The organism is Parapedobacter lycopersici, from assembly GCF_040395035.1.
GTDB classification, from domain to species: Bacteria; Bacteroidota; Bacteroidia; order Sphingobacteriales; family Sphingobacteriaceae; genus Parapedobacter; species Parapedobacter lycopersici_A.
On record NZ_JBEBRB010000006.1, the window covers coordinates 60,454 to 80,949 of the forward strand.

The window sequence follows — 20,496 nt, forward strand, 5'->3', positions numbered from 1 at the left end:
AACATTCCATCCCCGGCCGTGTATATGTACATGGAGGAAATACAGGATGACTTATGTTGCACAACAGCTGTTGCAGCTATTGGGGAGGTGGTCGGTTGGTTCGATACAAAAATTTGCTGAGGAACTTCATGTCGACCCTTCCGAACTGTTTAGTGCCGTAGCCGAATTGCGTGGAGCGGGCTATCTGGTAACCTACGCCATGAAAGACAGCCAGCTTCCCGGGAATAAAATGCTGGAGATTACCCAGGAAGGCCTCGATTTTATTGCTACCTATGATGGACAAACCGAGCAGGGACGGTGAATCCCGGCCTGCTGTGCCCCGAACCAGATTACGGTACATCCCGGATAACGTACCAGGCTATACCCGCGTCAAACGAGGCAGGGGAGTTTATTATGCAGACCCTGAAAATAATCGGATAACCGATGAAAAGAAGCTGGACCGCTTCCGGGCACTGGCCATTCCGCCTGCCTGGCGTGAGGTGTGGATTTGCCCCAGTAAAAAAGGACATTTACAGGCTACTGGAGTGGACGAGGAGGGCAGGAAGCAATATCTTTATCATCCCGCGTGGACAGCGGAAAGGCAGCGGAAGAAAATGCAAAGGATGGTGGTCTTTGGCGAGGCATTACCGCGTATCAGGCGGCGGATGACACGCGATCTCCGGTATCATACGCCAGTAAGGGAAAAAGCCATCGCCATTGCACTTCGGGTGATGGAGGAGACACTGATCCGGGTAGGTAGCGATCAATACCTGCGACGCTACAGCAGTCATGGCTTAACCACGCTTAAAAAGAAGCACATCAACATTTCGGACAATACCATCACCTGCTGTTTCCTTGGGAAAAAGAAAGTATATCATGAAATACGGTTTCAGCACTCCCGGCTAGCTGCCTGGTTAATGGAAATGCAGCAATTGGCCGGACCCTTCTTCTTTCAGTACGTGGATGAGGCAGGTAAACCATGTCGGCTCCGTGCCCGTGATATCAACAGTTACCTGCAACGAAATTCAACGGTTGCATTTTCGTCGAAGGATTACCGTACCTGGTATGCCGGTCTTTGGACATTCCGTCTGCTGGCCGGGTATCCTGAATATACCGATGACAAAACATGCAAGACCAATATTATTGAAGTGCTTGATGCCGTTTCCGAACGCTTGGGTAATACACGTTCCGTTTGCAGGCAATATTATGTGCCGGATAATCTCCTGGCTGCTTATGAAGATGGCACGCTGCTGCCCTATCTTTTTCGAAGCAGGCAACGCCGCAGGTTGCCGACATTGAAGCAGGCGGAAACCCATTTGCTGGCATTTTTGCGTAATCGCATAGGCAAAAATAAATAGCCTATTTCCCAGGTAAAAGCCGTTTCAAAAAGTTTAACACCGATGTGCGGCTATTCGGGGATCTGATCGGGCCGATCACAGCCCCGTAAGCATGTAATTCAGGTACATTGTCGCATACTATCTTTACAATTCCCAGCAGAGGAATGGCCATCGCCATACCGGCAATACCCCAAAGTAACTCGCCAACCACCAGGGCGATGATCGTAAACAGCGGATTTATGTTTACCCGCTGTCCGACAACAAGCGGTTCCAGAATATAACTTTGCAGAAACTGAATGGTCAGGTAAACCGCCAGGATACCCAATACCATTGCCGCGTCGCCGCCCTGGGCCAGTACGGCCAATACTGCTACCAGATTGCCGACGAGGTTACCGATGAACGGGACGATCTCGAAAATGCCGCATAATATGGCAAAAAATACCGCTCCCGTCAGTCCTACAAGACTGAATCCAATGCTGTACATAACCCATAAAATGGCCACCATATTAAATAGACCGATCAAGTAATCGCCTGATACGTCGACGGATTTGCGGATAATCGTGCGTACGTGGTCCCGGTTTGACTGAGGAACCGCTTTCAGGATAAATCGTTTGATGTGTGAGCGGTAATACAATAGCAGGTAGGTATATACCACCACCAGCACGGCATCGACCAATAGCCCGGTCAGTTTGTTAATAAACTTCAGGAAGAAATTACCTGCCTGGGACCCGCTGCCCTGGGCTTGCTGGGCAACCAGCTGCTGTTGTTGTATGAAATCAATGCCGGTCGACCGGCTTATCCATTCACGGAGCATACGGAACTGCGAAATAACCTGTCCCTTCATCTTATCGAAATTGTCGGTCAGGCCGCTGATTTGCCAAGCCAGGATAAAGCCTATTAATATAACCGTGCCCAACAGTGCAAGCACTGAAAACAGCGCGGATAGACCACGAGGTACGCCTTTCCGTTCCTGCCATTCACTGAACCGGTAAAACAGCATCGCCAGCAGTGCAGCGAGCGACAATGGAATAAGAAACGGAGCGGCGAGATAAAGTGCAATAATGGATACGGCTGATATAACGACAATATTGGCAGCACGTGTCGTGCGATGTATCTGCATACAGCCTCCGGATTATATCATGCACGTTATGAATAAGGGTAATGCTGATTAATCAGCTGCCTGTGAATAGCACTTCAGCTTTTTCTTGAGTTGCTGACGGGCTACATGGATCCGTGTTTTTACCGTTCCGATGGGTATGCGGAAATGTTCGGCAATCTCATGGTATTTGTATCCTTCAAAATACATCGAAAATGGCAGGTAATATTCTTCGGGCAATTTGGACAGTGCGGACTGGATATCCTGCATCATAAATTTTCCCTCTGCACTGTTGTTGCAGGCACTTTTAAACAAATCAGCCGATGAAATTTCGTTTGATTTAAGGATGATGCTGTTGGTCTTCGTCTGGCGGCGGTAATAATTAATGAACGTATTCTTCAGAATGGTGTAAAGCCAGGCTTGTAGATTGGTGCCTTCCCTGAATTTATTATAGTAGGAAAATGCTTTAAGCATGGTGTCCTGCACCAGATCATGTGCATTTTCCTCGTTATGCGTAAAATACAATGCGTAATTATTCAATGAACCAACTTCTCTGACTACTAAGGTATTAAATTCTATCTTATTCATAATCGATAATTTATTTATTCGTTAATTCCGCTAATCGCGGGGTTTAACCGACGGTATTACCTTTGCGCAATTCACGTTAAACCAGTAGCATGAACCTGTTTGACACACTGATTTTTATCATCCCGGTAAATTTCTTTTCATATGAACGAGATTTTTAACTGATGGCGTTATATTTTCATTTTAGTAGTGTTAGTTGTAATTGAAGAAACAGAACCGCCGCTATTTTGTTTGAAAAAAAGTAAAATAATCCAAAGGCTACGGTAAATTGGTACGTTTTGACGCTTGCGCTTTTACCCATTCACTGTGCCTGCACCTTGCGCAGGCATGCCGGCCACTAACCAGCTGCTTCACCTGGCCGCAATACGCACAAGCATATAACCCCGTATTGTCTACTCTTGCCGTACGCTGGTTATATATTTTTGGCAGGATAGGAAGTCCCGGTTTCACTTTTTCATTCGGATAGTAAAATACACTCATATTCCCATTAGTCTCCAGAATGGCCGTTTTAACCTGGCCAAGGTGCTCCACCCCCTTTTCCCGGAGTTCGGCAAAAAACTCATCTTTTGATAGCGTATCCTTGGCGTCGTCCTTAAAGACCATAATTCCTTCCTCGACAATATATACCGGTTCACCCTCCAGTATTCGCTCAAAGCTTTCAGATTTGGGTGTGATCCAGGTAATAATACGATATAGGCCAATGGTAGTGATGCACACGATGACGGCAGGCAACACCGCAATATCTTCGTTGAACATCGGATCTCCGGCTGCCGAACCCAGACTGATGATAATGGCCAACTCAAAGATCGAAAGCTGCCGGATACCCCGTTTGCCCGAGAGCCGCAGAATGACCAGCACCACGACAAACATAAAGGCCGTTCGAAAAATGATTTCCAGGACGAACTGGCCAGTTAATTCATTGATGAAAATTTGCTGCCAATCAAAAGATTCCATAGGGTTAATAATCGCCGTTTATTCGAGATGTTCGTGTTATGCCAGGCTGGCTTTCAATTGCTCCAGCAGATCGGTTGCTTTGGTGTTTTTTACCTGTATTTTCCGGATAGCCGGACGCTTACCTTTCGCCTTCGCCTGGATGATTTTCATCAGGTCCTTGCTGTATTCATCCCGGTAGCCGCTGATGTCAAACTTCCGGTTATGGCGCTTAATCAACTCAACAGCCATATTCATCTCTTCCTTATTAAGGCGTATGTTACCCGGTAGTTTCAGGTCTTCCGGTTCACGGATTTCTTCTTCAAAACGTAACGTATTCAGAAGAAGCAACTGGTCGTGCGGCCGGATAACCGCCAGGTTATCCGTAGTACGCATAACAAAAGTGGCCAAGCCCGCCATTTTTGTTTTTTCCAGTGCTTTCAGTAATAGCCGATAGGCTTTTTCACCGCCTTTTTGCGGCTCAAGGTAATACGGCGTATCGTAATAAATCGCATCGATCTCTTCTTCCCTGACAAAAGATTGCAGGTTGATAATTTTATTTTTTTCAGGGCTTGCCTCTTCAAAATCGGCCTCGTCCAGGATGATATACCGATCATCCAGGTAAAAGCCGCGGACGATATTGTCCCAGTCTACTTCCTTTCCGGTATTTTCGTTTACCCTTTTGTACCGGATACGTCCATGGTCCTTACGATCCAGCATGTCCAGGTCGGGTCGGCTGGCTGTCGTGGCACTGAACAACTTAACAGGAATGTTCACCAAACCAAATCCGATGGCTCCAGTCCATATTGCACGCATAGTTTCTGTGGTTAATTTACTGGTATTAACAGTCAGACTGCCAAACTGTTTCGTCGCGTGTTCGCTTTCCTGTGCAGCGGATGTCCGGCTGAACCGGATTGTGCGATATTAAACCTTTCATGAAAAACACCGTTACATAAGTATGACGTTTTTATTATTTGCTTTATTAACATCGCAGCTGCCGGGCCAACCGGATACTACCCGTGAACTTTCCATTTATAAGAAGAACAAGCAGATTCCGCATGCTATCGAACGGCAGGTGCTTACTGCGCTTTCCCATTATCCGGAACTGGAGGAAACAACCATCCGCTTTGTATTTACGCGCCGGTTGAAGCGCTCGGTCATGGCCGCGCGGCCGGTAGTGGCTTCGCTGCTGAAAGGTAAAGACAAACGTGCTTACTCCATCCTCATCAACCCCGTGTTTAAATTGAAGCATCACATCGACCCCCTGCGCCAGATACCGGACAGCGTGCTTATTGGCTGGATCGGTCACGAACTGGGTCACATTATGGATTACGAACGCCGGAGTGCGTGGGACATGGCCGTGTTCGGCATTTCCTACGGGCTCTCGAAAAAATACATCCGCAAAGCGGAACGGACAGCCGATACCTTTGCCACCAATCACGGTATAGGACCACACCTCGTGGCAACAAAAAATTTCATTCTGGATCATACGGAACTGCCGGCCCGTTATCGCGATAAAATCGCCGAGCTTTACCTGTCGCCCGACGACATCATGGAGCTGGTGACAGAACTGGAAAAAGAGGAAGGGTATGAGGCTGCTGAAACACTGGAAGAGGAAGCAGGACTGGCGAAGGAAATAGACGGGGAAAACACTTGAAGCGGTATTCATGAAATCCCGGGGTGCCGGATTCCGATATGCGTGGCGCAGGGCATGAATATGCAATGATGCTGGCACCGTTGATATTCGGTGGAAACGGCGCTATCCGAAACAATTAACCCGGTCAGGGGTTGTAAGAAAAAGCATGGCACGCAATGAACGGGTTTGTACGGATAGGGAAACAGAATCGTCCGACACGTTTCATGATTTTTAAAACAACGTCAGGCATGAAAATTTACCGGCAGAACGAAAACCTAAAGTGGACCGTAAATAACTTTCCATTCGACGAGGACAACTTAAATCCGAATGTGCAGGAAAAGGCGGTGGAAATCGCGAACCAGTTGTATGCGTCCGGACGTATCGAGGGACCGTTGCTGTATCGCGAGGCCGTCCGCAGAGCTAAGAAATGGTTTTTGGATATGGAGGGCTAGCTACACGCAATGGATAAACATCCGTAATTTTCATTTACGCTTATGGATCTGTATTCCGGATTACCCTACTGGCTGATAAAAAACCAATTAATCAATCATTACAATCCATTAAAAGCCGATATGCGGGTTGATGTAGCCATTATCGGCTCCGGCATAACAGGTGCGTTAACCGCTCACGAACTCTGTGGTGCCGGAATTGACTGCGCGGTCTTTGATAAACGTACGGTTGCAACAGGCAGCACCGCCGCAAGCACTTCCTTGCTGCAATATGAAATCGATGTCCCGCTTGCGGATATGGAGCGTTTAATAGGAACAGATGCAGCGGTAAAAGCCTATCAGGCAAGTTTACAAGCGATCGCTGATATTGAAAATGTATTCAGTCAGGTAAACCATAACCCCGATTTCAGTCGCATATCAAGTATTTATCTCGCAAGTAATAAAAAAGGAAAGCGATTGCTGGAAAGCGAGCTGACTGCTAGGCAGAAATATGGGTTTCCCGTTACCTGGCTGGATACAGACGAGCTTTGGAAGAAACATCGGCTTAAGGCACCCGCTGCACTTAAAAATACGGAGGCTGCCCAAATGGACTGTTATCGGGGTGCCACTTATCTGTTGAACTATCACGAGCGGCGTAATGGCCTCCGCGTGTTTTCGCCAACGGAAATCAGGGGATATCAGGAGACGAAGTACGGTTATGATTTGGTAACAGCAGATGGGTTCCGGATACAAGCTAAATATGTTGTGATTGCAGCCGGATTCGAAGCGGGGTACTTTTTGCCGAGAAAGGTTATGGATCTGGATTCGACCTATGTCCTGATTTCCCAGCCGGTGGATGAAGACCAGCTTTGGCCGGAACGGAGCTTGATCTGGGAAACCCGGAAACCCTATTTCTATATGCGCACCACATCCGATAACCGGATGATGATCGGCGGGGTGGATATTCCCTACAAAGACGCAGAGCGAAGGGACAGGCAACTTCGCGCTAAGGTCGAACAATTGAAACAGAAGTTCGGAAAAATTTACCCAGACATTCCGTTTGAGGTCGATATGGCATGGTGTGGTACGTTCAGTACCACAAAAGACGGTCTCCCCTATATCGGTTCATGGCCAGGTAAGAACCGCATGTTTTTTGCACTGGGTTACGGGGGCAATGGTATTACATTCAGTATGATAGCTGCGCAGGTAATTAAGCACAGTTTGCTCGGCAAGGACGATGAACGAATTAAGATCTTCGGTTTTGACCGAAGCTACTAACTTCAAACGCGTGATGTAGGATAAAAAACGTAAATTTGCTTAAAAGATGAAAGATTACAAGGCATACTTTATCATACCTGCATCCCCGTCCCAGGTTTACCTGGCATTAACGGTGGAAACAACTATCCATTTGTGGACCGGCGAGGAAGCGCAGATGGAAGCGGTTCCCGATACCGAATTCTCCATGTGGGGCGGGTCAATTGCTGGAAAGAACCTGGCATTTGAGCCGGATAGAAAAATAGTGCAGGAATGGTATTTCGGCGATGAGACGGAGCAATCGATCGTTACCATCAAGCTTCACGAACATAAACAGGGTACGTCCATGGAAGTCCGGCAGTCCAACATACCCGATGAAGCTTATGATGACATCGTGGACGGTTGGCAAAATACCTATGCCGCCGCACTGATTGATTTTTATATGGAATAACGGATTTTAATCCAATGGCGATGAAGCGATTCTTTTTTTGCATCATGGGCCTGGTCATCCTATCGGTATCCGCCCATGGCCAGCAGCGGGAGGTGCTGGACATTGATCTTTCCAATTATGACTATCCCTACGAGGTGCATTTGCTGGCACTGGAAAATCAGCAGCAACCGCTGCAGATGGCATACATGGACGTACACCCGGAACAACCCAATGGTGAAACGGTGATGTTGTTTCATGGCAAGAATTTTAATGGCGCTTACTGGGGAACCACCATCAAGGCACTTACCCGCGCCGGCTACCGGGTGGTCGTGCCCGACCAGATCGGATTCGGAAAGTCGACCAAACCCGCACATTACCAGTATAGTTTCCAGCAGTTGGCACAAAACACAATGAAAATGCTGGAAACGCTGAACATCAGCAAGGTTCATCTACTGGGCCATTCCATGGGTGGCATGCTGGCCATGCGGTTTACCCTGATGTATCCCGCGGTGGTTAAAAAGCTGGTGCTTGAAAACCCCATCGGATTAGAAGACTGGAAATTGGTAGCGCCGTACACGGCCATCGATCAGTTATACCAAAAAGAGCTGAATGCCGATTTCAATTCGGTTAAGAAATACCAGCTGGACAATTACTACGACGGAAAATGGCGCCCGGAGTACGACGAATGGGTATACCTGCTGACCGGATGGGTAGATCACCCCGACTATCCGCTGGTAGCCTGGAACAATGCGCTTACCTCAGACATGATTTTCACCCAGCCGGTTTACTATGAAATGGAACAGATTAAGGCACCTGCCTTACTGATTATCGGTACGCGTGACCGCACTGCCATTGGTAAGCAGCAGGTGTCCGAGACTGTCCGCGCAACGATGGGCCTTTACCAGCACCTGGGTAAGGCTGCGCAACAACGTATAGCAGGATCAACCTTAGTGGAACTTGAACATGTGGGCCACATGCCCCATATCGAGGCTTTTGACCGGTTCATTGAGCCGTTACTTCGTTTTCTGAAGGATTAACAAGTACCCGATGGCGGCGTGCTAAAACATTCACCGCATCACGGTGTTCTTTTAGTAAATACTAACGTGATGAGTACATACGCAACCATGACACCACTTTCCGTGGTATTGACGCGCCTTAAGGAAAAAGGTTACGGACGGGAGTTAACAATAACCAAAACGGGAGCCCGGCTGGAAGGCGGGGAAAAGACCTATGGACCCGAACAGCTGACAATCGTCAAAATTTACCGGTTTGAAGGGGCATCTGACCCGGCCGACATGGCCATTGTTTACGCCATACAGGCTGCTGATGGTGAAAGGGGATTCCTGCTCAATGCTTATGGTACTTATTCCGATCAGGATAATCCCTTCTACGATACCTTTATAAAGGACGTCGCCGTCGATGAGGTAGACGCTATCTAAGCCGGGGCCGGTGATGTACTACCTCATCGCCCACAATGAGGTAAATGGCCGCGTCTTCAGCGGGCGATACCGTATGCAATCCCGTATATTTACCGAATGCCGGCAGAATAAAGGTCTGCCGTTCCCGGTAAAAACACGGCAGCCGGTACCGCTGCTTTCCCCTGGCACGGATCGTATAACCGGGATGTACGTGACCCGTCACATTGATAAAAGCATCGGGGACACTCGCCATTGGCTGATGGGTAAAGATCAGCTGATTATCCAATTCCCACCGATCATATAGCGCTAAACGGCCGGAACCGTTGCGGTCAAAATCGATGATGTCATGATTGCCAATGATCAAGCTGAATGTTAATGACGTACGCTCCGCTAAGTACGTGAGCAGCATATCCCATTCCGGGTTCCAGCTGCTATGGAACAGGTCGCCCAGAAATAATACATGCCGTGTCGGATATACCGCAGTTAACGCAGTAAGCTGCTGAAGTTCGTCGGCTAAGGTGTTCTGAGGAATAAATATCCCGTTTTTCCGAAAATGCTGTATTTTGCCCAGGTGCCAATCGGCGATAACCAATAACTGGTGCGCGGGGATGTACAGGGCCCGCTGGGGGAGGAGGTATACCGCTATCCCGCCCAGGGTAATTGGGAGCGCGTTACCCCACATGCAGTTCCTTTTTTAGTTTTTCCAATTGTTTTGTCCAGTCTTCGTTACTGTATCTTGTCCGGAAAGACTCGGTAAAGATAGGGAATGCAAAAGGGGAAAACCGGTCATTTTTCATATAAATAAGCTGCTGCTGCTGCATCCGCAGGAAAGCCCGGTGCATCCGGGCCATTTGCAACTGCAGGTCGTACACCTCATCGAATGCTTGTTGATACAGGAGATTTTCCGGTTCATATTCAGCAAAAACCTTAAAAAAAAGCGAAGCGTGCGCCTGCAGGTGTTTCGTTTTCTGCTGTTTTCCCGGATACCCATTGAACATTAGTCCGGAAATGGATGCAATGTCGCGGAAAGTCCGCTTTGCCATTTCTTCCACATTGACGCCGTGGTTAATGTCATGCATCAGGGCCGCCGGATCAAACAACTGGACCACCTGTTGCCGGTCCAGTTCAAAAGGCTCGGCCGACAGGAGCTCAAATCCGTAGTCATTGCTGCTGATACTGAAACTGCGGGGGTTCGCCTGCCCAATCCGGTACGCCAGGATAGCAGCCATCCCCTCATGTACAAGTTTTCCCTCAAATGGATATACAAAAAGGTGGTACCCGTATTTGGATTGATTGTATTCAACCAGCAATTCGTTCTCCCGGGGCAAATGCGAACGGGTTTGCTGTTCATCAAACAGCGGCCGCAGGAAAGCGAGTTCGGGATAGTTGCCATGGGGATCGTCAAGCACATGGCGGATAGACTTTCCGTAATCGACGGATATGGGAAACCTTCCCCCCAGCCAGGAAGGGACGGCTGCCCGGGTAGCGTGGGATGGCTTTACCACAGCGGCGTTTTCGCGGATATATAATAATTCCAGGGACCTGCCGCCGAACCAGAAGACATCGCCCACCGACAGGCGGCTGATAAACCATTCTTCGACCACACCCAGGTACTTGCCGGATTTGAATACCACCCGCATCATCATATCGGACACAATAGCACCGATGCTTAAGCGATGCTGCATGGCAACCTTCCGGGATACCACTTTATAAAGGCCATCTTCCACCACCACTTTATGGAATTCATCATAGCCGTGCAGCGTGTTACCCCCTTGTGTAATCAGTAGTAAACACTGATCAAACTCGTCGCGGGTGATCTTTTCGAAACAATGCGTCCGGGTCACCTCGTCAAAAAGTGCATCAGCCCGGAAACCGTCGCTCACCGCCAGTGTCATCATAAACTGGATGAGCAGGTCGAAACTTCGGATAAAAGGAAGCCGTTCCTCGATCATGTGCTGCCCGATCGCATACGTGAGGGAGGCTCCCTCCATGATTTCCAGCGAGTGTGTGGGGAGGAAATAAATCTGGCTGACGGCGCCGGGTCGATGCCCGCTTCGGCCGGCGCGTTGTAAAAAACGGGCAATCCCCTTCGGCGACCCAATCTGGATCACGCAGTCCACCGCGGGAAAGTCTACCCCTAAATCGAGGCTGCTGGTACATACAACCGCCTTAAGTTCTCCCTGCCGCAGCATGTCCTCTACCCATAGCCGGAGTTCCTCACTCAGCGAGCCGTGGTGCAGCGCCAGCTGACCCGCTAAACGGATATCCGCTTCCAATAACTTCTGATACCAGATTTCTGCCTGTGACCGCGTATTGGTAAAAAGCAGCGTGGTATGATTTGCGTAGATGACGTCCAGCGCTTTAGCCACCAATCTGGTGCCCAAGTGGCCGCTCCAGGGGTATTTCTCCAGCTCGTCCGGAAACAGCGTCTCTAGGCGGATGGCTTTTTCGATATCCGCCCGTATCAATGCGCTTCCCTCGTCACGCGTAAGTATGGACTTTGCCTCCGCCAGGTTGCCGATGGTGGCAGAAATACCCCAGGTCATAAGCGCAGGCTGGATAGTCCGCAGATGCTGGATAGCCAGCTCGGCCAATACACCCCGTTTATTGCCCAGCAACTCGTGCCATTCATCCACAATAATAAAAGCCAGGTTTTCAAAGAAAGATCGGTATCCTTTGCTCGCCAGAAGGAGGTGTACGCTTTCCGGTGTGGTAATCAGCGCCTGGGGTGGGTGTCGCCGCTGCCGCTGCCGCTCGTGGGTAGGTGTATCCCCCGTACGCAGCTCAATGCGGTAATCCAGTTCCAGTTCCTGGCTTACGTCCTGTGTAGCCAGTAATATTTCCTTTGACAATGCACGGAGCGGCGTGATCCAGAGCGTGTGTAATCCCCGACGGCCAGTCGCCGTGTCCTGGCGATAATAATGATCCAGGATGCCGAACCACATTGCAAAGGTTTTGCCGTAACCGGTGGGCGCGTTCAGTAATCCGGATTTCCCCTGGGCCATGGCGGCCCAGCAGGCCTCCTGAAAAGGGTGCGGCGTCCACTGTTTATTGAAAAAATATGCGGAGGCAAAAGCGTTCATTGTCCATATAAACGTAAAAGATTCAGCAAATCGTCTTTTGTATTAGCTTCGGCCGCCGTTTTGTCCAGCCGCCATCGCAGCATACGGGGAAACCGAAGTGCCACACCAGACTTATGGCGGTTACTTGCCTGGACGCCCTCAAAGCCGATTTCAAAAACGTGTACGGGCTTGACGCGCCGTACCGGGCCGAATTTTTCGATTGTGTTCTGCTTAATCCAGCGGTCAAGCGATTTGATTTCCGTATCGGTCAGGCCGGAATAGGCTTTAGCAAAGGGAACCAGGGTGTCGCCGTCCCACACAGCAAATGTATAATCGGTATACAGATTTGCCCGCCGGCCGTGGCCGCTCTGGGCATAAATCATGACGGCATCGATGGAAAACGGGTCGGCTTTCCACTTCCACCAGTCGCCTTTCCTTCGCCCCACGCCATAAGCGCTTTGCCGTTGTTTGAGCATCAGCCCTTCGCAATGAAACTGCCGCGCCCGTTCCCGAAACTCGGCTGCCGCCTGCCAGTCAGGGAATGCCATTTCTTCCGATCGCAGCAGAATGTGCTGTCGTGCGGGGTTATCGATGAGTGCCGCAAGCCACGCCCGCCGGATCATGAGCGGTTCATGCCTGATATCCCTGCCCTCGTACTCCAGCAGATCAAAGCAAACCATTACCAAGGGCACTTCCTGTAGCATTTTTGTCGAAAGGCTTTTGCGCCCGATACGCGTCTGCATCCGTGCAAAGGGCAATGGATGACCGTCTTTCCAGGGGATAATTTCGCCGTCAATGACGGTACCATCCGGCAAAAGGGTTGTAAGCGGTCCAAACTCGGGAAACTTATCGGTGAGCAAATCCTCGCCCCTCGACCAGATGAATAACTCCCCGTTGCGGCGGATCAGCTGGCCGCGGATACCGTCAAGTTTTTTCTCCAGGAGCCAATTGTTGATGTCGCCCAGATCGGCTGGTTCCCGGTCCAGCGCATAAGCGAGGTAAAAAGGGTAGGGGATGTGGTGGGGAAGCGCTGTCCCCTGTTGGGGAAACAAGTCGGTAAAACGGGTGGTCATGGGGTCCCATTTGCCCATCAGTTGATGGGCTACCGTTGCCTCATCCCGGTCCAGGTGCCTGGCAAGCGCATTGATCACGAGCTTACGCGAAACGCCGACACGCAGGCTGCCCGTCAGCATTTTATTGAAGAGGAACAAGGCCGTACCCCCGAGTGTTGACCAAAAGGTATACAGTATTTCCCGCTGTTCCGTCGGGCCATATTGCCGCAGCGCGGTCATGGTCGCAAATACGGCCTTCAGTGTAGGCATTTCCTCCGGCCGCGACTGCTGCGGCATAAGCAGCGTAAGCGTTTCGCCCAGGTCGCCAACGGCGTAATAGCTTTCTTCAAAGAGCCAAGATGGGATGCCCGCGCGTGCGGAAGCCCATTCCCGTAGCAACGTGGTCGCTACCGGGCGTTTCGGTTTATTGCCGATCAGCAGCGCAACGGCAAACAATTTCTCTTCATCGGATACGCGGTTGAAATAGTCGGTCATGGCGGCCACCTTGCGGCTGGTTTTGGTCGAACTGTCGATGGCTTCAAAAAGCTGTGCAAACACTCTCATAATTCTTCCAGTTCCATATCCTCATACAGGGTGTTCATAATTTCGGCTGGCAATCCCCGTTCCTCGCGTACCCAACGGGTAAACTGGCTTTCATAGCCATGCGTTACATAGATGTGTTCGGCTCCGGTTACATCAATAGCCTCGTTAAGCTGCCGGAAATCACAGTGGTCCGAAAGCACAAACCCTTTATCCACCCCGCGTCTTCGCCGCGCGCCGCGCAGTTGCATCCATCCGCTGCACAGGGCTACCCGATAATTGCCCAGTCGCCGCATCCAGGGCGATCCGAGGGCTGATGGAGGAGCGAGAATCAATGCCCCCTTCGGTACCTTGGTCATTGGCTCCGTTTCCATCCATTGCCCCGGAAAATGATAGCCCCGTGCGGCGAGGGCTCCATTTACGTTGGCCACGGCACCATGCAGCAGGATAGGGACATCTGTTTCTTCACGTAGCTGATTTAAAATGGACTGTGCTTTCCCCAGCGCATAGCAGAGTAATACCGTATTCACGCCTTCCTGCTGATTTTCCCGCCACCAGTCCTTTATTTCTTTATAGACAGCAAAAGGGGACTTAAAGGAGTATACCGGCAGTCCAAAGGTAGATTCCGTAATCAGGTGATGGCAAACTATGGGCTCATAAGGTTGGCTTAATCCGTCATTGAGCAATTTATAATCGCCCGTTACTAACCAGATCTCACCTTTATAGGCCACTCGGATCTGCGCAGACCCAAGGATGTGCCCAGCCGGGTGAAAACTGAATGTCACGCCGTTGATTTGTATCGGTTCACCGTAAGACACGCGCTGGATCCGGATATCGGCACCCAGCCTTAGGGTTAAGATCGGAGCGGTATCGTGGTGACAAAGGTACTGCCCGTTGCCCCACCGGGCATGGTCGCTATGGGCATGTGTGATGAGCGCACGTTGTACCGGTTGCCAGGGGTCTATATATACGTCGGCCCGCTCGCAATAAATCCCCCTGTCGTTTACCTGTAATAACCGTTTCATAGCTGCTTGTCCCTGGCTGTTGCTTATAATAAGGCGAAAGCCACCATTTTGTTTTAGCCGCCGGACAACAGGCTACGGATGGCTGCCGGGTTGGGCCAGCAGATAGAGGTACGGGTGGTGGCCATGATGCACAAACGGGGTCTCCGGATTGTCCGGATATCGTTTGTAATAGGCTTCGTCGCCCATCAGAACCACAGTGGCTCCGGTTCTTACGTAATGGTTACTGCTGTAATAATCGGGAGGTACATATCCGGGAAGGGTGTTTTTAACCATCTTGGATGTCATTTTTCCCAGGAATTTTTCATAATTCCGCTGGGCACGTATGGTGGGCTTGTTTAGCCGGTTGTATACGTACCGAAGCGTAAGCCGCTTTAAGAACCGCTGTTTTTTGATAAGCATATCCGCATTGACAAAGGGATTGGTTTCATTAAAATCCGCCAGGGTCTGGATCGACATCGGCGTCTCCGGCACCCAGTCTGCCGCATTGACCACATTGTATGCCCATCCACCCTGCGTCATCACCTCATAGGCATAGGCAAAATACAGATTGCCGGGTTTGGGACTGGCACTGCAGTAGGTTTTGAAGCGGATATCCGCAGGCAATCTCCCCTGTTTTTGCAGGTTATACAGATAAGCCGTCAGCAGAAAGGTGATTGCCCCGCCCTGGCTGTGGCCGGTCAGGATCACGTTTTTTATACCTGCGCGGTAGCACGAATCAAGTTTGGGAAGCATATCCTGCGATAAGAATGCCAGGCTAACCAGCCAGCCCACATGCACCGCAGCCCGGGGATGGTCGGCAAGCGCATACGTAAAGGTGTCCGTCGCGCTGATCGCTACCTGCCCTTTTGCGGGTACCATGGCCGCGTAGAAGTTGGCCAGCCAGCTTTCTGCCTTTTCCGTCGTGCCCCGGATGCTGATGACTGCAGTGGAACGGTCATTTAACCAAAGTTCCCAACGGTTATCCAGCCCCATGACTGCCGACCGGTAGGCCATGTGATAATCCGGCCCGGGAATATCCCCGTAGTAGCTGCTGTCAAAAGCGCCGGTCCTTGCCGAAATACACAGCAATTCCCGGAACTCTGCTTTATCAAAACCGGGCGCAAGCTGCTGCCCCCGGGAAGAAAGGCTGATACTGAGTCCGATCACGACCAACCCGTAAATACATGCGTTTTTCATCATGGGAAATCGTTATGTAATGAATAAATATAGGCACTTTTGTCCGTTTCGGCACCTTCAATATACTATTCCCATACCGTAATGCGGCTCAACTATTTCTATTCCCGTTTGTTCTACTACGAAAAAGGGCATTATCATGACCGCAAAACGACGACAAACACCTACAGAAATGCCCGACCGGATTTCACCTATGCTTTGCACACTGGTTAAGCAACCGCTGGACAATCCGGAATACCTGTATGAAATCAAGTGGGATGGCTACCGTATCATATCGTTTGTACAAAAAAAACAGGTACGGATGACATCGCGGAGCGGACTTGATTATACCAAACGGTATCCGCTGATTGAAGCGGCATTGAAAGACCTGGGTCACGAGGTGATTATCGATGGGGAAGTGGTCGTCTTCGACGAACATGGCATGGCAGATTTTGATGCGCTGCAATTATACAATGGCAAGCGAACGCCAATCCGGTATTGCGTATTCGATCTGCTCTGGCTCGATGGTAATGACCTGCGGCCGTTGCCGCTTGTTGAGCGAAAAGAGCTGCTGCGTTTGCTGGTAAAGAAAAGCAGCGTATTCCAGTTCAGTGAGAGCGTCGATGATGGACCCGCGCTATACCGGCAAGTACTTGAAGAAAACAGGGAAGGCGTGATTGCCAAACGGCGTGAAAGCAGCTACCAGGAGGGAATACGCAACAACGATTGGCTAAAAGTACCGACGCGCAAGCGGCAGGAGTTTGTGATCGGCGGCTGGGCCGAGTCCGACAAAAGCCGCGCGTTCAAGAACCTCCTGTTCGGCGCGTATGAAGATGGCAGGCTGGTCTGGATCGGCCGCAGCGGCAGCGGCTACAAAGAAAAGGAAATGCGTGAAATCCTGGATAAGCTGAAAGCCCTGGAGCGCGATACTTCCCCGTTCGTAAACCGTGTGCTGGACACCAAAGGAGCCGTATCCCATTGGGTCGAACCGAAACTGATCGCCAATTTTGAGTTTGCTACATGGACCAAATCCGGCAGGATCCGAAAACCCGCTACTTTTTTGGGATTCCGCGACGATAAAAAGCCGGCACAGGTTGTCCGTGAACTGCCAAAGCCACTGGCCGAAATTGAAACGGAAACGGAAGCCGGGGCAGCATCGCTGGGCGAATATTACGGAAAAAGAACTTTTGCCGATAATCCGGAACCCACGGGGGGCAAACCATCGGATGCCCGGCTTCGCTTTGTGGTGCAGCAGCACCGGGCAACCACCCTGCACTACGACCTGCGCCTGGAGATGGGAGGTGTGCTCAAAAGTTGGGCCGTGCCCAAGGGACCTTCCATCGATCCGGCCGTTAAGCGGTTGGCCATGATGACAGAAGACCATCCATTTGACTACCGGAATTTTGAAGGTGTCATCCCCAAAGGCAACTACGGTGCAGGCGCAATGATCATCTGGGACGAGGGTACCTACCAGCCGGTCGGGAACGCAGGAACCAAAACCGAACAGGACCGGGAGATGCGCCGGCAATGGCATAAAGGAGCCATGAAATTTAAACTCAATGGCAGTAAATTGAAGGGGGAGTACGCGCTGGCCAGGACAAAAGGCCGGGCAGAAAATGCATGGCTGCTTATCAAATTGAAAGACCGCTATGCCGGGGATACCGATATCACGGAAAAGGATAAATCAATACGGTCCGGCCATACGGTAGAAACCCTGGCAAAACCCAAAGCGATGACAACACCCAAAAAACGTACGGCATCCGTCCGGCAGCGGAAGCCGCTGCTCGATACCACAGGTAAGGAAGCGGTGGTGACCATAGACGGACACGAACTGAAATTGACTAACCTCAATAAAGTGTTCTGGCCAGATGCAGGCTATACCAAACGCGACCTGCTAAACTATTACCATCAGGTGGCGCCTTATATTTTACCTTATTTAAAAGACCGGCCGCAATCCCTTAACCGTTTTCCCAATGGCATCCGGGGTAAGAGTTTTTATCAAAAAGATGTCACCGGCAAGGTGCCCGGCTGGATCGATAAATATCCGTACCGTTCGGAAGATGAAGACCGGCGAAAAAACTTTATGCTGGGTAATAACGAAGCCAGCTTGCTTTATATGGCCAATCTCGCGGCCATTGAAATGAATCCGTGGAGCAGTACGATCCGTAAGCCAGACCATCCGGATTGGTGTATCCTGGATCTCGACCCCGATAAAGGCAATACGTTTGAGCAGGTCATTCAGGTAGCCCGCGTCATCAAAGACGTCCTCGATGAAGTGAATATTCCGGGTTACTGCAAAACGTCGGGCTCCACAGGCCTGCACATTTACATTCCATTGGCTGCAAAATATACGTACGACCAGTCCCAGCTGCTGGCCCGATGGATAGCGGTCCATGCAAACGGACAGCTGGATTTTACAAGCGTGGAGCGGATGACCGACAAGCGGAAAGGAAAAATTTATATCGACTTTCTTCAGAACAGGCCTTCCGCCACCTTAGCGGCTCCCTACTCCCTACGACCCAAACCCGGTGCCACCGTATCAATGCCATTGCACTGGGATGAGGTAAAGCCGGGCCTGGACATGCGGGATTTCAACCTGGCCAATGCGCTGGACCGCATCCGCGAAAACGGAGACATCTTTAAACCCGTGCTGGGCAAGGGCATTGACCTGAAAAAAATCCTGAAGAGCCTGGAATAGCCGCCGGGCAATTAAAGCGAGGCCCGGACTTCTTTTACCAATGCTGCCGATACCGTATCCGCCCGGTTTCCGAAGCTGTTGCGAATGTACGATAGTACATTCGCAACTTCCTCGTCGCTCAAAAAAGCATGAGCCGGCATGGCATTACTGTAAACCGCGCCGTTCACTTCCAGTCCCACATTTGAACCATTCAAAACGATGCCGATCAGCCGGTTTTTATCTCCCGTTACGTAGTCGGTACCGGCCAGCGGCGGGTTCAGGCCCGAAACGCCTTTCCCGTTGGTCTGGTGACACGTCACGCAATGCTGTTCGTATATGGCTTTCCCTGCCGTCATGCCCGCGGTGAGTACCGGCGGCTCCTGTGCCACGGTTTGGGGCGTATCCGCCGCGGTAGCGGCAGCGCTGCTGTCTTTTGGCTGGTTTCCACCGCAGGCCATGCAGATACCGGCTACCAATGCAACCAATAGGCCCTTTAGCAGTGTGCGGTTATGCACCTCCTTCATAGATAACGCGGTAAATTGTGCCGTTAACGTCGTCAGAAATGTACAATGAGCCATCCGGTCCCTGTGCAAGACCGCAGGGACGGTGTTTTGCATCGTCCGGGGCGGCTATTTTTTCCACACCGGCGAAACCGTCTGCAAATACTTCCCACTCACCGCTTGGTGCGCCGTCTTTAAACGGAATGAAAGCGACCATGTAGCCGGCCTGTTCTTCCGGTGCCCGGTTCCAGGAACCGTGGAAGGCGACGAACGCGCCATTTTTATATTTCTCGGGGAACATATTTCCCGTATAGAACAGGAGGTCGTTCGGACCCATGTGGCCAGGGAAAGCGACCGCCGGTGCCAGGTAGTCTTCCGTACTTTCTTTCTTGCCGTCGCCGCCATATTCCGGGGCTACGACGATTTTCTTCTGTTCCTGATCGTAATAGGTGTATGGCCATCCGGCATTAGCTCCCTTGTCGAGGCGGAACAGTGCCTCCGCGGGTAACGTTGCCGAGGCTTTGGTATCGTACAGCTCGGGGAAAAGGTCATGCAGGTTATCTCTGCCATGCTGTGTAACGAAGAGCGTATTGGCTTGGTTATTCCAGTCAATGCCCATCACATTGCGCAGGCCGGTAGCGTAACGCTCACCGTCGCCATAGGTCTGCCTGATGCCGTCGGCCCTGAACTGCCAGATGCCACCGGCAGAATCGAGAATAGGGCACGGTTGCATTGCAGGGGAACCTTTGGTACGGTCCTGTACCTGGCAGGCATTGGAATAAGCGCCGATGTTTACGTAAAGATTACCGGCACCATCAATAGTAAATGGCTTGGAATTATGCGCCCGGCGGTCGATAAGCCCCGTAACCACGGTGTCCGGTGCATTCGGGTCAATGACGTGGCCATTTTCATCCAGCGCATAGCGGAAAATGTCGGTGTTGGACGACGCGTATAAATAGTTGCTGTCCAGAAAAATGCCGGTTCCATTGTAATCGCCGAACCCGGTTTGCTTATCCGCACGGCCATCGCCGTCGGTATCGGAAAGCATCACAATGCCCCGGCCGTCTTCGATGTTACGGCGCTTGACAAATATGTCACCATTGGCGTTTACGGCCAGGTGCCGTGCTGCGCCGAGGCTGTCGGCAACGACCAACGCGCCAAAGCCTTCCGGCAATGTCAGTCCTCCGTTGTCGGCGTCGGTGGCAAGCTTGCTGTCACCGGCCGGGTTGCACGAAGCGAGTACCAGACCCGAAAGTAAAGCAAGGCACCAGTTACTTCGCCCGTTTACGATGTTGGTCTTTTCAGTTTGATTTTTCATAGTTGCAGTTTTCTATTGGTAAAGAATGATGTAATGCAATATAAATACAACACAAAATTGCACTTTTTAACGGTCAA

20 protein-coding genes are annotated in these 20,496 nt (G+C 50.8%); 9 read left to right on the forward strand and 11 right to left on the reverse strand.

Annotated features, from left to right (window positions below):
* Window positions 1-46 precede the first annotated feature (46 nt).
* Window positions 47-301: a hypothetical protein gene (locus ABWO75_RS03165; RefSeq protein ID WP_353182471.1), complete on the forward strand. Its 255-nt coding sequence runs from the start codon at window positions 47-49 to the stop codon at window positions 299-301.
* On the forward strand, window positions 273-1,337 hold the full coding sequence (locus tag ABWO75_RS03170) for a DNA topoisomerase IB (RefSeq protein ID WP_353182473.1): 1,065 nt from the start codon (window positions 273-275) through the stop codon (window positions 1,335-1,337). The genes ABWO75_RS03165 and ABWO75_RS03170 overlap by 29 nt, the downstream gene beginning before the upstream one ends.
* A 1-nt stretch (window position 1,338) precedes the next feature.
* Here ABWO75_RS03170 and ABWO75_RS03175 read toward each other — a convergent pair whose 3' ends face one another.
* The 4 genes from ABWO75_RS03175 to ku all read right to left on the reverse strand — a co-directional run bounded on the left by ABWO75_RS03175 (window position 1,339) and on the right by ku (window position 4,743).
* Window positions 1,339-2,436, reverse strand: coding sequence for an AI-2E family transporter (locus ABWO75_RS03175; RefSeq protein ID WP_353182475.1), 1,098 nt, complete (start codon window positions 2,434-2,436; stop codon window positions 1,339-1,341).
* Window positions 2,437-2,484: 48 nt separating this feature from the next.
* Window positions 2,485-3,000, reverse strand: a complete 516-nt coding sequence (locus tag ABWO75_RS03180) for an RNA polymerase sigma factor (protein ID WP_257658101.1) — start codon at window positions 2,998-3,000, stop codon at window positions 2,485-2,487.
* 255 nt (window positions 3,001-3,255) lie between these two features.
* Window positions 3,256-3,951 (reverse strand): DUF421 domain-containing protein, encoded by a 696-nt coding sequence (locus tag ABWO75_RS03185; RefSeq protein WP_353182478.1) that lies wholly within the window; start codon window positions 3,949-3,951, stop codon window positions 3,256-3,258.
* 36 nt (window positions 3,952-3,987) lie between these two features.
* Window positions 3,988-4,743, reverse strand: a complete 756-nt coding sequence (gene ku, locus ABWO75_RS03190; RefSeq protein WP_353182480.1) for a non-homologous end joining protein Ku — start codon at window positions 4,741-4,743, stop codon at window positions 3,988-3,990.
* 142 nt (window positions 4,744-4,885) lie between these two features.
* Here ku and ABWO75_RS03195 point away from each other — a divergent pair, with 142 nt between their 5' ends.
* The 6 genes from ABWO75_RS03195 (at window position 4,886) to ABWO75_RS03220 (ending at window position 9,114) form a co-directional block, all read left to right on the forward strand.
* Window positions 4,886-5,584, forward strand: a complete 699-nt coding sequence (locus ABWO75_RS03195) for a hypothetical protein (protein WP_353182482.1) — start codon at window positions 4,886-4,888, stop codon at window positions 5,582-5,584.
* Window positions 5,585-5,811: 227 nt separating this feature from the next.
* Window positions 5,812-6,015: a hypothetical protein gene (locus ABWO75_RS03200; protein WP_353182484.1), complete on the forward strand. Its 204-nt coding sequence runs from the start codon at window positions 5,812-5,814 to the stop codon at window positions 6,013-6,015.
* 42 nt (window positions 6,016-6,057) lie between these two features.
* The gene (locus tag ABWO75_RS03205) at window positions 6,058-7,269 is read left to right on the forward strand and encodes an NAD(P)/FAD-dependent oxidoreductase (protein ID WP_353182486.1); all 1,212 of its coding nucleotides are present in this window, start codon (window positions 6,058-6,060) and stop codon (window positions 7,267-7,269) included.
* Between the two features lie 46 nt (window positions 7,270-7,315).
* Complete coding sequence (locus ABWO75_RS03210; protein WP_353182488.1) at window positions 7,316-7,696, forward strand: SRPBCC domain-containing protein; 381 nt, start codon at window positions 7,316-7,318, stop codon at window positions 7,694-7,696.
* 20 nt (window positions 7,697-7,716) lie between these two features.
* Complete coding sequence (locus ABWO75_RS03215; RefSeq protein WP_353182490.1) at window positions 7,717-8,712, forward strand: alpha/beta fold hydrolase; 996 nt, start codon at window positions 7,717-7,719, stop codon at window positions 8,710-8,712.
* Between the two features lie 69 nt (window positions 8,713-8,781).
* Window positions 8,782-9,114, forward strand: coding sequence for a hypothetical protein (locus ABWO75_RS03220; protein ID WP_353182492.1), 333 nt, complete (start codon window positions 8,782-8,784; stop codon window positions 9,112-9,114).
* Here ABWO75_RS03220 and pdeM read toward each other — a convergent pair.
* The 5 genes from pdeM to ABWO75_RS03245 all read right to left on the reverse strand — a co-directional run bounded on the left by pdeM (window position 9,107) and on the right by ABWO75_RS03245 (window position 15,951).
* On the reverse strand, window positions 9,107-9,775 hold the full coding sequence (pdeM, locus tag ABWO75_RS03225; protein ID WP_353182494.1) for a ligase-associated DNA damage response endonuclease PdeM: 669 nt from the start codon (window positions 9,773-9,775) through the stop codon (window positions 9,107-9,109). The genes ABWO75_RS03220 and pdeM overlap by 8 nt on opposite strands.
* The gene (locus ABWO75_RS03230) at window positions 9,765-12,176 is read right to left on the reverse strand and encodes a ligase-associated DNA damage response DEXH box helicase (RefSeq protein WP_353182496.1); all 2,412 of its coding nucleotides are present in this window, start codon (window positions 12,174-12,176) and stop codon (window positions 9,765-9,767) included. Before ABWO75_RS03230 ends, pdeM begins: the two co-directional genes overlap by 11 nt.
* Window positions 12,173-13,771, reverse strand: a complete 1,599-nt coding sequence (locus ABWO75_RS03235; protein ID WP_353182498.1) for an ATP-dependent DNA ligase — start codon at window positions 13,769-13,771, stop codon at window positions 12,173-12,175. The genes ABWO75_RS03230 and ABWO75_RS03235 overlap by 4 nt, the downstream gene beginning before the upstream one ends.
* Window positions 13,768-14,772 carry a ligase-associated DNA damage response exonuclease gene (locus ABWO75_RS03240; RefSeq protein WP_353182500.1) on the reverse strand — a complete coding sequence of 335 codons (1,005 nt, stop codon included), beginning with the start codon at window positions 14,770-14,772 and terminating at the stop codon, window positions 13,768-13,770. Before ABWO75_RS03240 ends, ABWO75_RS03235 begins: the two co-directional genes overlap by 4 nt.
* Window positions 14,773-14,844: 72 nt before the next feature.
* Complete coding sequence (locus ABWO75_RS03245; protein ID WP_353182502.1) at window positions 14,845-15,951, reverse strand: lipase family protein; 1,107 nt, start codon at window positions 15,949-15,951, stop codon at window positions 14,845-14,847.
* A gap of 133 nt (window positions 15,952-16,084) precedes the next feature.
* Here ABWO75_RS03245 and ligD point away from each other — a divergent pair, with 133 nt between their 5' ends.
* A complete protein-coding gene (ligD, locus tag ABWO75_RS03250) occupies window positions 16,085-18,622 on the forward strand; it encodes a non-homologous end-joining DNA ligase (RefSeq protein ID WP_353182504.1) in 2,538 nt (845 codons plus the stop codon).
* 11 nt (window positions 18,623-18,633) lie between these two features.
* On the opposite strand, the gene ABWO75_RS03255 is transcribed toward ligD, so the two are convergent.
* Entirely contained in the window at window positions 18,634-19,125 is a 492-nt protein-coding gene (locus ABWO75_RS03255) for a c-type cytochrome (RefSeq protein ID WP_353182506.1), read from the reverse strand.
* Complete coding sequence (locus tag ABWO75_RS03260; RefSeq protein WP_353182508.1) at window positions 19,109-20,419, reverse strand: PQQ-dependent sugar dehydrogenase; 1,311 nt, start codon at window positions 20,417-20,419, stop codon at window positions 19,109-19,111. The genes ABWO75_RS03255 and ABWO75_RS03260 overlap by 17 nt, the downstream gene beginning before the upstream one ends.
* Between the last annotated feature and the right edge of the window lie 77 nt (window positions 20,420-20,496).